The following is an 11,603-nucleotide window of genomic DNA, read 5'->3' on the forward strand; positions in this document are numbered from 1 at the left end:
AGTTTCGAGATTGGGATAATGTAATGTCCAGTCGCGCGCCCGGCCGCTCAGGCGGGTTTTACGACCAGCACATGAAAGCTGCCGGGGACCGCCGTTGGGCGCGCGCCGGGTGTGGCGGGGACGGAAAATGCGGCTGTCGGCAGGTAGATCGCGCCGGTCGCAGGATCGAGCGCGCCGGTACGAGCGCCCACCTCGGTCGTGACGCGGCCGACGCGCATAACGCCGCCAGGGGCGTCAAGCGAGAGGATGTCGAGCACGCCGTCCTTGCCGCAGGGAACGAAGGCCAACCGCCGAGCCGTGTCGAGGATCACCGCATCGGCACCCTTGCCGGTATCGACCATGCCGACGACCCTGCGCGCCTTCGCATCGGCGATCACCGCCTTGCCGTTGGCGCAGGCGCTGACCAGGTGGCCGGTGCGTTCGTCATAGCCGAGGCCGGTCGGGCCTTCGCAGCCTGGCATGGCGATCGGCTTCCCCGCCTTGCCGCTGGCGATATCGACCACTTCGATTTCGTTCGCATCCTCGTCATTGATGAAAAGCGTACCGCCGACCAGAGCGGCATATTCCAGCGCCGGCTTGACCGTGATCGTCTTGCTGACGCGCATCGTCGCGGTGTCGAGCACGGATACGGTGCCGCCGTCTGCGTTCATGACGAAAGCGCGGGCATTGGCGGCGTCGAAGATCGCGGCGTCGGCCTTCTTGCCGACTGCAACGCTCGCGATCTGCCTGCCTGTCGTCGTGTCGAGGAAGCGGACGGTGCCGTCATTGCCACTCGTCACCAGCAGCCGATTTCCCGGCAATGGTACGACGGCATGGCCCCGCGCGATCTCGCCCCAGGACGAGATGCCGCCGCCGGCAAGATCAATCACCGTCACCGATCCGCTGCGGGCGATGAAGAGCCGGTGCGTTTCGGGATCGACCTTGGCATAGTCCCAAGATCCGTCGGGGCCTGCGATCCTGGCTGTCACAGCGTAGCTTGGCGACGCGGCCGGGACCGCGATTGCGGGACCGGCAACGGCAGCGAGAAGGGCGATCAGGGTCAGGCGCATGAAGAACTCCTAGCATCCAGTGCGTGCCTTCTGCGCCGGCCATTCTGGTCGCGCCACTCCCCGGGGGAGACATTGGCAAAATACAATCGCCGCCTGTCAGTCTGGGCAGATCGCCCGTGTTAACAAACATTGGGAAAAACGATGTGCCGTGCCACGGAGCGCCAATCTAAAGCGCGGCAGGAAGAACACGCGGTCGAATCGATCGCGTGTTCGAGGATTCGGATCATAAAACCTGCGATGCTTAGTCTGACGATCGCCACTGTCTTGGTAGCTTCCTGCCCAGCCGCTGCCACGCCTGCCCGGCCGACGCCGAAGATCGCGCCGGCAGCCGCACGCGCGATCGCTTTGAAGCGTGCTCCGGGCCAAGTGAAGGCCGCGGAATACGAATATGAAAAGGGCGGCTGGCGCTATTCCTTCGACATCGCACAAGGCGGGCGTATCCACGAGATCGGCGCCGATGCGATGTCGGGCAAGGTCGTCGAGGATATGTACGAAACGCCCGGCGCGAAGGACTGAGCCATGCGCATCCTCCTCGCCGAAGACGATACCGAAATCGCCGCCTTTGTTGAGCGCGGGCTGAGCGAGATCGGCCACACGGTCACCCGCGTGGCCGATGGGGAGGATGCGCTGCATATCGGTGCGACCGAGAGTTTCGACGTGATCGTGCTCGACCGTATGCTACCGCAGATCGAGGGGCTTGACGTGCTGCGCCGGTTGCGCGCGGCGTCGGTACGCACGCCGGTGTTGGTGCTGACCGCAAAGGGTGGCGTTGCCGACCGCGTCGACGGTCTGGATGCCGGCGCCGACGACTACCTGGTCAAACCGTTCGCGATGGCCGAATTGATCGCCCGCCTGAATGCGCTCGCGCGGCGGCCGCCGATCAACGAGGTCGTGACCCGGCTGGAGGTCGGCGACATTGCGCTCGACGTGATGCGCCGCGAGGTGACGCGGGCGGGGCGGCTCGTTCATTTGCAACCGCGCGAGTTTCAGTTGCTCGAGCTCCTGATGCGCAACGCCGGCAAGATCGTGACTCGCACGATGTTCCTGGAGGAGGTCTGGGGTTTCCATTTCGATCCGCAGACCAACATCGTCGAGAGTCACCTCAGCCGCATGCGAACGAAGTTGCGCGACGGGTTCGCGGGCGATCCGGTAGAGACGATACGCGGCGCCGGATACCGGGTGCGTGCGGATGGCTAGCCTAAGAACAAGCGCCGCCTATCGCATCGCCTTCACCTACGCCGCCGCGCTCGCTGCGGCGATCCTGATGCTGGGCATAGCGGTCTATTTCGCGGCCGATGCGGAGTTCCGGCATCAGCGCGACGAGCGTATCGCGGCCGAGCTGTCAGATCTCGCGCAAGAGCAGGGCGGAACCACCGGGCTGAGCGAGGAGATTGCCGAGCGCGAACGGGGGCGTACCACCGAATCGTTCGGCTATGCGCTGTTCGACGCTGCGGGTCGCCGCATTGCAGGACGGATGGACACGACGCGCCCCGCACCGGGCTTCAGCATGATCGTTTTCCGGGATCCAGCAGAGGGGCCGGATCGCGCACGTGCCAAGGCGCTCGATCTGCCGGACGGGGGGCGACTGGTCGTGGCAGTCGATTCCGAAGCGGTCGAGGCGATCGACGCCACGATCCTCGAACTGTTCGGCATCGCTTTTGCGGTGGTTCTGCTGGTCGGCTTGGCCGGCGCGTTGCTGCTCGGCCGGTATCTGCGCCAGCGACTGGGCGTCATCAGTCGCACCGCAAACGCTATCATTGGTGGCGAGCTCGACAAGCGCATGCCCGTCAGCGCTTATGGCGACGAGTTCGATTCCGTCGCTTTGGCGCTCAACGCGATGCTTGAACGGATCGCCGGGTTGATGGAAAATCTCCGGCAGGTGTCCAGCGATGTCGCGCACGATCTGCGCACGCCGCTTGTCCGACTTCGCGGTCAGCTCGAACAGGTCGGCAAGGTCGATGGCGCAGCGGAGCGCGCACTGGAACAAGGTGATGCGTTGCTGGCGTTGTTCGGCTCGATCCTGCGTATCTCCGAAGTCGAAGGTGGCGGGCTTGAACAGAGCTTTACGCGGGTCGATCTGTCGGGGCTGGTCGATGACGTCGGCGACAGCTTCCTGCCTGCATTGAGCGACAGCGGCCACCATTTCGAATGGCGGGCCGAGCGCGGGATCGCAGTCTGCGGCAATCGCGAGTTGCTCGCGCAGGCGGTCGCCAACCTGCTCGACAATGCGCGCGTCCATACACCTGCGGGTACGCGCGTGACGCTGACCCTAAGCGGCCACGCAACCAAGGCGGAGATTTTGGTAGAAGACGACGGACCTGGCGTCGCATCGGCGGAGCTTCCCGTCCTTTTGCGCCGCTTCTATCGTGGCGAGGCGAGCCGGACGACGCCCGGGAACGGACTGGGCCTCAGTCTCGTCGCGGCGGTTGCGGCGGCACATGGCGGCGCTGTCGAAACGGACGACGGCCAGCCGGGGCTGCGCGTGACCGTCACGATACCCAGGATCGATTGATGCGCAGGCTCGTCCCGCTTGCCTGCCTGCTGACGGCAGGGTGCCAGAGCTACGCGCCCGCGCCGCTCGATCCCCGTCCCGCAGTATTGAAGGTGCCCGACGTGCGCGCCCTATCGGCGGCGGCGGCGACAATCGAACGGCCTTATCTCAAGCCGGTGGTGATTGATCTGGCCGGACCGCTCGACGGCAACGCGATCGCAACCCTGGCTGTCCTCAACAATCCCGACCTGAAAGCTCTGCGCGAACGGGCGGGCGTCACCGACGCACAGGTTTTCTCAGCGCATCTCCTGCCGGACCCGACGCTTAACCTCGGGGTGAGCAAGGTGCTAACCGGCCCCGATCCGCTCATGGACCTGATCGGCGCTCTCGCGCTCGATCTCAACGCGCTGCGGACACGCGGCGTGCAGGTCGCGCAGGCGAAGGCGGCGGCGGATCAGGTGCGGCTCGATCTTGCCTGGAGCGAATGGCAGACCGCCGGTGCGGCGCGGCTTCAGGCGGTGCGGGTCGTCGCGCTGACCCGGGCGCTCGCACTCGCGGAGGCGACCCGCGACAGCGCGCGTTCGCTGCTCGACCGTAACCTGCGCGCGGCCGGGCGCGGCGACGTCGCGGGCGATCCGGTGCAGACTGCACGGCTTGCCGCCGCCGATGCCGAGAACAAGCTGCAGACCGTGCGCAACGACCTCAACACCGCGACATTCGAGCTGACCCGGCTGCTCGGCCTGCCGCCTGCGACCGCGCTTCGGCTCGCTCCGGCACCCGACCCCGCCGGAGCGCTCGATGCCGCGACTTTGTTCGCCGTGGCGCAGGCGAACCGCACGGATCTGCGCGCGCTGGAGGCGGGCTATGCGTCGCAGGAGGCGACGGTGCGCAAGGCGATCATGGACCAGTTTCCGACGCTCGGACTGACCAGCACTGTCAATCGCGATACGGCGGGCAACCTCATTGTCGGCCCCGCGATCGATTTCACGCTGCCACTGTGGAACCGCAATCGGGGCGGTATCGCGATCGAACGTGCGACACGGCAGGCGCTCAAGGCCGAATATGATGCGCGCCTGTTTCAGACCCGCGCCGAGATTGCCGCCGCCGTTGCCGGAATTGGCGTCGCGCGCGCGCAGCGCGACACGGTGCTGCGCGACCTGCCCGCCGCCGAACGCTTCGCCACCAGGAGCCGAAACGCCGCCGATCGCGGCGATCTGGCACGATCGACCGCCGACACGGCCGAACAGGCGCTGCGCGACAAGCGCATCCTGCTTGCCCAGGCCGAACAGGCGATCGCCGAACAGGGCATCGCGCTCGAACTGCTTACCGGAACGCTCAGGGAAGGGTGGACGAAATGACCCGGCTGTGGATCGCCGCGCCAATGCTGTTGCTCGCCGCCTGTTCGCGCGGCGGCGAGGACAAGCCCGCCGACCCGGTGGCACTGGTCAAGCTCGCGCCCGCCATGCAGGGCGAGGCCGCGCAGGACATCGCGCTCTACGGCGCGGCAGAGGCGGGACCGGCGGCAAAGATGTCGCTGGTCGCGCCTGCGGAAGCCAAGGTCGCCGCGATCGATGCGCCAGCCGGCACGACGGTGCGTCAGGGTCAGATCGTCGTGCGGCTGGCGCCTTCGCCGACGACGCGATCGGACGCCGCCAAGGCTGCAAGCGACGCCACTGTCGCCGACAAGGCGCTCGCCCGCGCGATCCGCATGCGCGGCGACGGGTTGATGAGCGATGCCGAGGTCGAAATGGCGCGCGCCGCCGCAGTAGCGGCCAATGCCCTGCGCGCGAGCTTCGCGGACCGTGTCGGGGGCCTCGCCCTGCGCGCGCCCGCGGCGGGGATCGTCGATACGGTGTCGGTCGCGGTCGGCGATCTCCTCCAGCCCGCCGCCGCCGTTGCCACGGTGACGCGCAGCGGGGACGTTCGCGTGCGATTCGGCGTCGATCCCGATACCGCGCAGACGCTGCGGCCCGGTATGACGATCAGGATCGCGGGCAATGTCGCGCGCGCGCCGGTTTCGGTCGCGATCCAGTCCGTCAACGCCAATGTCGATACGCAGACCAAGCTCGCCTCGATCTATGCCAACGTGCCGGCCGGCAGCGGTCTGCGCGCCGGGGAGGTTGTGTCGGGGTCGGTCGCCGTGATGCAGACGGGATCGGCGCTGACCATTCCTTACGCCGCGTTGCTCGACGACGCGGGGCAACCCTATGTCTACGCCGTCTCCGCAGGGGTCGCGCATCGCCGCGACGTCCAGACCGATCCCGCGACCGGCGACCGCGTGACGATCAGAAAAGGCCTCAAGCCCGGCGAACAGGTCGTGGTCGAGGGTGGCACCGCCGTCGAGGACGGGATGAAGGTCCGCACGCGGTGAAGGACGCCCTGCAACGCAATGCACAGGCGCTGTGGCTGGCGGCGATCCTGCTGATCGCGGGCGGCGTCTTCGCGGCGACGCGGATGCCGGTCAGTCTGTTCCCGCATATCGATTTCCCGCGCGTCGTCGTCTCGATCGATGCCGGAGACCGCGATGCGCAGCAGATGACGGCGGAGATCACGCGCCCGATCGAGATCGCCCTGCGTGCGGTGCCGAGTGTGACGCGCGTGCGGTCCACGACCAGCCGGGGATCGGCGGAGGTCGCCGTGGATTTCCCATGGAGCCAGGACATGGTCGCGGCGACGCTCGCGGTGCAGACTGCGCTGGCGACGACACTGCCCGATCTGCCTGCAGGCACGCGCTTCGACGTGCGCCGCTCCGATCCGACGATCTTTCCCGTGCTCGGCATCGCGCTGACATCCGACAGCCTCGACCAGAATGCGCTGCGCCAGATCGCCGAGTTGAACGTCCGCCCTGCGCTGACGGCGGTGCCCGGCGTTGCGGGGATCGACATCCTCGGCGGCTCCCCGCGCGAACTCGCGGTCGACGTCGATCCCGCCAAGGCGCAGGCGCTCGGCCTGTCGCTCGACGCCATCGCGGCGACGATCGGCAAGGCCAATGCGGTGCGCGGCGTCGGCAAACTGGAGGATCGCCACCGGCTCTATCTCGTCCTGAGCGAGAACCGGATCGCCACCATCGCCGATCTCGCCGCGACGCCGGTGAAGGCCGCGACGGGCAGCGCCGCCGGCATCGTCACGCTCGGCCAGATCGCGACGATACATCCCTCGATCGCGCCGAATTTCACCAAGGTTTCCTCGGGCGGGCGCGACGCCGTGCTCGTCAACGTCCGCCAGTCGCTGACCGGTGACACGGTGCGGATCGTGCAGGAGGTGGACGCGCGTCTCGCCGGCCTCGGCCTGCCGCCGAGCGTCAAGGTGACGCCGTTCTACGATCAGTCCGAACTGGTGACGGGTGCCGCCAATGCAGTGCGCGACGCGATCCTGATCGGCGCGGTGCTGGCCGGGCTGGTGCTGTTCCTGTTCCTGCGCTCGACCCGGCTGATGATCATCACCGGGCTGATGCTGCCCGCCGTCCTCGCCGCGACCTGCCTCGTCCTGTTTGCGTTCGGGATGAGCTTCAACATGATGACGCTCGGCGGGATGGCCGCGGCGGTCGGCCTTGTCGTGGACGATGCGGTGGTGATGCTCGAACATATCATGCGCCGGTTGCAGGAGGGCGAGAAGGCGGTCGGAAAGGCCGCTGCCGAAATGTCCAAGCCGCTGATCGGATCGACGGCGGCGACGATTGTGGTGTTCATGCCGCTTGCCTTCGTCAGCGGCGTGACGGGCGGCTTCTTCAAGGCGCTGGCGCTGACGATGGTCGCCGCGCTTGGCCTTTCGTTGGTGTTCGCACGCCTCGTCCTGCCACTGCTCGCCGAGCGGTGGGTGCGCGCAAAGGACGTCGAGGCGGCGGAGAAGGCCGGCAGTTTCCAGCAAAGAATCGAACGGTGGAACGACAAGGCCACGGATCGCGCGCTGGCGCGGCCCGGCGTGTTCGTCATGCTGACCGGCGTCGGGCTTGCGGTGCTGGGCTACGCCGCATGGAACCACGTGCCCTCGGGCTTCATGCCGGCGATGGACGAGGGCGGCTTCATCCTCGACTACAAGGCGCAATCGGGCGCTGCGCTGAACGACACCGACCGGCTGCTGAAACAGGTCGAGCAGATCATCACCGCGACCCCGGAGGTGGCGAGTTATTCCAGGCGGACCGGCGTCCAGCTCGGCGGCGGCCTGACCGAGGCTGACGAGGGCGATTATTTCATTCGCCTGAAGAATGGATCGCGCCGTCCGATCGACGAAGTAATGGCTGATATCCGCAGCCAGGTTGAATCCAGAGTACCGGGCCTTCAGATCGAGACGGCGCAGTTGATGGAGGATCTGATTGGCGATCTCACGGCGGTGCCCCAGCCGGTCGAGGTCAAATTGTTCGGCGACGATCCCAAGGTGTTGGCGGATTCGGCCAAGCGCGTGGGCGAGACGATCGGCAAGATCAGCGGCATCGTCGAAGTGGTCGATGGCCTGCGCGTCGCGGGCGATGCGCTGACGGTGAAGGTCGATCCCGCCGCCGCGCTCCAGCAGGGGCTCGATCCCGATGCGATTTCCACGCAGATCGAGGCGCTTGTCGCCGGTACGCAATCGACGCAGCTTCGCATCGGCGAACAGCTCGTCACGGCGCGCGTCCGGGCGCCGGCCGAGTTGCGGACGCGCGTCGATGCGCTCGTCCGCCTGCCGCTGACCGCACCCGATGGGCATCTTGTGCGGCTGGGGCAGGTCGCGACCGTTGCCGTCACGCCGGGGCAGGAGCAGATCACGCGCGAGGATCTCGCGCCCTTCGTCGCCGTGACCGCACGGCTCGAAGGCCGCGATCTCGGATCGGGCATGAAAGACGTGCAGGCGGCGGTGCGGGGGCTGCATCTGCCCGCCTCGGTACGCGTCGATTATGGTGGCCTCTATGCGCAGCAACAGCAGAGTTTCGCCGATCTGACCGTGGTGTTCCTGGCGGCCCTGCTGCTGAGCGCACTGTTGCTGACGTTCCTGTTCGGGAGGCTCGCCTGGACGCTGGCGGCGATTGCGACGGTGCTGCTCTCGGCCGCGATGGTGCTGGTGGGGCTCTGGATCACCGGCATCGAGCTCGACATTTCGGCGCTGATGGGGCTGACGATGGTGGTCGGCATGGTCACCGAACTGGTGATCTTCTTCCTCGCCGAGCTGCCGGGCGAGGCGGTGATCGATATCGCAGCGCTGCGCGAGGCGGGCCGCAAACGCCTGCGGCCGATCCTGATGTCCGCGCTCATCGCCGCGCTGACGCTGGCACCGCTGGCGCTTGGCCTGTCGCGCGGCGCGGGCCTGCAACGCCCGCTCGCTACCGCGATTATCTTCGGCCTGACGGCTGCGGTGCCGCTGGTGCTGGTGTTCCTACCGGCGCTGATTCTGCTCTTGCCAAAGCGGCACAGCATCTTCCACTAGGCCGCGAACCTACCTGCAAGTTCGTCCGGTTACGCATCGCCTTGGAAAAAGGCCCCGGCGAGCCACTATTGGCGCGGCGGTGTCGTCTCGATCCACTTCGGACAATTGGCGGAGGTAAGCGGCGGCGGTGCGTCGGCGCGCAGCCTCAGGCGCGGGGTCAGCGCCGTCAGCGCGCGCACATAGGCATCGGTGAAAACGCCCTGACACGCGGCGCTGATGTGCGACAATTCGGGGATGGCGATGCCCTTGATCGCGGGCAGATCGTCGGCGTGGACGCCGCGTACGTTCGCGGCCTTGAGCAGCGGTGCCCATCCCTTCGCGCGCGGCAGCAGACTGTCCTCGACCGCGCGCAATGCCGGTGCGGAGGGCGGGCGCACGAACACCACCTCGCCGCCGCGCGCCCGGATCGCGGCGACATCGGCCCGGGTCTTGGCGAGGGTATGGGCAATCACCTTGGCGTCGGGCTTGAGGATGTGGAAAATGATCATCCACATGCGGATCGCGTGCGCCCGGACGAAGCCGTTGCGTTCGACTTCGGTCCACAGCGAGAACTGGCGGTCGTCGTGCGTGCGGCCGAGCTTCCACACGTCGTCATACGGCCCGCGCGCCCCGGGCACCCAGCCGTGATCGAGCTTTCCGACCGTGTTGCTAAACTTGTTGTCGTCGTCGAGCATCGCGAGCTGTCGGCGCAGGCCGCGGTAAAGCTGCGACGACAGCCGCGCGCTGGGTGATTCCCACTTCGCCGCCTTCATCGACGTCTCGCCGATGCCGATACTGTCGCGGAAATAAGATTGGTCGGCGATCCCGACGATCACCAGCCCTTTGTACTGCGAATCCGCGACCATCTTCAACACCGGCTCGGCATTGGTGCCTTCCAGCCCAAGCTGGACAGGACGTACGCCGGTCATCTTCTGGAAGCGATCGAGATCGGTATCGAACAGGATGCGCGAATCTCCGACAATCACCGCTGGCGGGTTTTCCGACGCGAGCCGGTGCCATTGCTCCGCCCAAGCCGACGGATCGGTGCCGAGATCGCCCGCCTCGTAACCGAGCGCGCGAGAACGCCATTCCCACAATGCGGTCAGCGCGAGTACCAGCACGACCGCAATCGCCAGCATCTTCAGCCAGGGAAGGGGAGGCACGTCGCGCTCGGGCACCGGTTGCGCGATGCCGGGCCGGTCCGACGCGGTCAGCCGCAACCCCGGCGACATCGGGCCGTGATGCGCGTTGGGCCCCTGGGCCGAGACGACCGCGTCCTCAGAACTGAAAATAGATGAAGGCATTGCCTCCTCCATGTTCGATGACGATGGCGAAGGCCATCAGCGTGAGCGCCGAGACGATCACCGCCGGCGGCACCTTCGCCAGTGTCGCCTCCAGCGTACGGTTGCGCATGACCCAGTGCGCCGCGACGATGCCGCCGACGATGACGAGCGTCGTCACCAGATAGATGCCAGCGAGCAGTGGTGGTCCATGCGGGCTCAATCCGAACATGCCGGTCAGCACCGCCCACGCGCCGCCGAAGGTCTTGGCGCGGAAGAACACCCAGGCGATATTGGTTAGCGCGAACGTCAGGACGCCCACCGCGACCAGCACCGCCGGCCCCGGCCGCCACGGCACGTGCTTGCGGATCGCGCGCTCGACGACGAGGTAGAGGCCGTGCAGCCCGCCCCACACGACGAATGTCCAGTTTGCGCCGTGCCACAGCCCGCCCAGCAGCATCGTCGCCATCAGCGCGAGATAGGTCCGCGCCTCGCCGTGCCGGCTGCCGCCGAGCGGGATGTAGAGATAGTCGCGCAGCCACGACGACAGCGTAATGTGCCAGCGCCGCCAGAAATCGGAGAAGCCGATCGCGGCATAGGGAAAGCGGAAATTGTCCGGCATGGCGAAACCCATGCACATCGCGACGCCGATCGCGGTGGTAGAATAGCCCGCGAAATCGCAGAAGATCTGGCCCGAAAAGGCGAGCGTGCCGACCCACGCATCGACGAAGCCGGGCGGGCTGTGCGCGCTGTCATAGACTTTCTCGACCGCCGGCGCGAGGAAGCCGTCGGCGAGGACCATCTTCTGGAAGATGCCGAGGATCATCAGCGACAGCCCGAACGCCATCTGGTTGGGCGTCGCACGGCGCGGTTCCGCGAACTGCGGCACCAGTTCGGTCGGCCGCATGATCGGCCCGGCGACGAGGTGCGGGAAGAAGGTCACGAACAGCGCGTAGTCGAGGAAATTGCGCGCCGGTGCCGCTCGCCGCAGGTACACGTCGAGCGTGTAGGAGAGCGTCGCGAAGGTGTAGAACGAGATGCCGACCGGCAGCACGATGTCGTATTGCGGCGGCGCGTAATGCACGCCGAACTCGCTCAATAGCCCCGCGAAGCTGTCGACCGCGAACTGGCCGTATTTGAAATAGGCCAGCATGCCGAGATTGACGACGACCGAGATCAGCATCCATAGCCGCCGCACCCACTGGCTCCGCGCCTTGACGAGTTGCTGCGCCGCCACCCAATCAACGATCGTCGAGACCCACAGCAGGATGACGAACGGCGGGTTCCAGGCCGAATAGAACAGATAGCTGGCGAGCAGCAGGAAGACCTTCTTCGCCGTCCAGCCGAACGGAATCGAATAGATCGCCAGAACCACGGCAAAGAAGACGAAGAACGTCAGCGAATTGA

At 66.8% G+C, this 11,603-nt stretch carries 9 protein-coding genes; 6 read left to right on the forward strand and 3 right to left on the reverse strand.

What is annotated here, in order from left to right; genetic code table 11:
* Window positions 1-47 precede the first annotated feature (47 nt).
* Window positions 48-1,049, reverse strand: coding sequence for a YncE family protein (locus Q5H94_RS11220; protein ID WP_304561361.1), 1,002 nt, complete (start codon window positions 1,047-1,049; stop codon window positions 48-50).
* A 237-nt stretch (window positions 1,050-1,286) separates the two neighbouring features.
* On the opposite strand from Q5H94_RS11220, the gene Q5H94_RS11225 reads away from it, so the two are divergent.
* Genes Q5H94_RS11225 through Q5H94_RS11250 form a run of 6 tightly spaced genes read left to right on the forward strand, consistent with a single transcriptional unit; the run spans window position 1,287 to window position 8,937 of the window.
* Window positions 1,287-1,565 (forward strand): PepSY domain-containing protein, encoded by a 279-nt coding sequence (locus Q5H94_RS11225; protein WP_304561362.1) that lies wholly within the window; start codon window positions 1,287-1,289, stop codon window positions 1,563-1,565.
* A 3-nt stretch (window positions 1,566-1,568) separates the two neighbouring features.
* The gene (locus Q5H94_RS11230) at window positions 1,569-2,246 is read left to right on the forward strand and encodes a response regulator transcription factor (RefSeq protein ID WP_304561363.1); all 678 of its coding nucleotides are present in this window, start codon (window positions 1,569-1,571) and stop codon (window positions 2,244-2,246) included.
* Window positions 2,239-3,561 (forward strand): sensor histidine kinase, encoded by a 1,323-nt coding sequence (locus Q5H94_RS11235; RefSeq protein ID WP_304561364.1) that lies wholly within the window; start codon window positions 2,239-2,241, stop codon window positions 3,559-3,561. Before Q5H94_RS11230 ends, Q5H94_RS11235 begins: the two co-directional genes overlap by 8 nt.
* Complete coding sequence (locus Q5H94_RS11240; RefSeq protein WP_304561365.1) at window positions 3,561-4,898, forward strand: TolC family protein; 1,338 nt, start codon at window positions 3,561-3,563, stop codon at window positions 4,896-4,898. Before Q5H94_RS11235 ends, Q5H94_RS11240 begins: the two co-directional genes overlap by 1 nt.
* Window positions 4,895-5,911, forward strand: coding sequence for an efflux RND transporter periplasmic adaptor subunit (locus Q5H94_RS11245; protein ID WP_304561366.1), 1,017 nt, complete (start codon window positions 4,895-4,897; stop codon window positions 5,909-5,911). The genes Q5H94_RS11240 and Q5H94_RS11245 overlap by 4 nt, the downstream gene beginning before the upstream one ends.
* Window positions 5,908-8,937 carry an efflux RND transporter permease subunit gene (locus tag Q5H94_RS11250; RefSeq protein ID WP_304561367.1) on the forward strand — a complete coding sequence of 1,010 codons (3,030 nt, stop codon included), beginning with the start codon at window positions 5,908-5,910 and terminating at the stop codon, window positions 8,935-8,937. Before Q5H94_RS11245 ends, Q5H94_RS11250 begins: the two co-directional genes overlap by 4 nt.
* A gap of 65 nt (window positions 8,938-9,002) precedes the next feature.
* Here the strand turns inward: Q5H94_RS11250 and Q5H94_RS11255 are convergent, their stop codons facing one another.
* Both Q5H94_RS11255 and Q5H94_RS11260 read right to left on the reverse strand, forming a co-directional pair.
* Complete coding sequence (locus tag Q5H94_RS11255) at window positions 9,003-10,220, reverse strand: hypothetical protein (RefSeq protein ID WP_304561368.1); 1,218 nt, start codon at window positions 10,218-10,220, stop codon at window positions 9,003-9,005.
* Window positions 10,195-11,571, reverse strand: coding sequence for an MBOAT family O-acyltransferase (locus Q5H94_RS11260; RefSeq protein ID WP_304561369.1), 1,377 nt, complete (start codon window positions 11,569-11,571; stop codon window positions 10,195-10,197). Before Q5H94_RS11260 ends, Q5H94_RS11255 begins: the two co-directional genes overlap by 26 nt.
* Window positions 11,572-11,603: the final 32 nt, after the last annotated feature.

The sequence above is a fragment of the Sphingomonas immobilis genome (genome assembly GCF_030580995.1).
GTDB classification, from domain to species: domain Bacteria; phylum Pseudomonadota; class Alphaproteobacteria; order Sphingomonadales; family Sphingomonadaceae; genus Sphingomonas; species Sphingomonas immobilis.

Coding starts and splice junctions, on each gene's coding strand:
- Q5H94_RS11240 (WP_304561365.1), top strand. CDS start 3,561: ATGCGCAGGCTCGTCCCGCTTGCCTGCCTGCTGACGGCAGGGTGCCAG.
- Q5H94_RS11225 (WP_304561362.1), top strand. CDS start 1,287: ATGCTTAGTCTGACGATCGCCACTGTCTTGGTAGCTTCCTGCCCAGCC.
- Q5H94_RS11230 (WP_304561363.1), top strand. CDS start 1,569: ATGCGCATCCTCCTCGCCGAAGACGATACCGAAATCGCCGCCTTTGTT.
- Q5H94_RS11245 (WP_304561366.1), top strand. CDS start 4,895: ATGACCCGGCTGTGGATCGCCGCGCCAATGCTGTTGCTCGCCGCCTGT.
- Q5H94_RS11220 (WP_304561361.1), bottom strand. CDS start 1,049: ATGCGCCTGACCCTGATCGCCCTTCTCGCTGCCGTTGCCGGTCCCGCA.
- Q5H94_RS11255 (WP_304561368.1), bottom strand. CDS start 10,220: ATGCCTTCATCTATTTTCAGTTCTGAGGACGCGGTCGTCTCGGCCCAG.
- Q5H94_RS11235 (WP_304561364.1), top strand. CDS start 2,239: ATGGCTAGCCTAAGAACAAGCGCCGCCTATCGCATCGCCTTCACCTAC.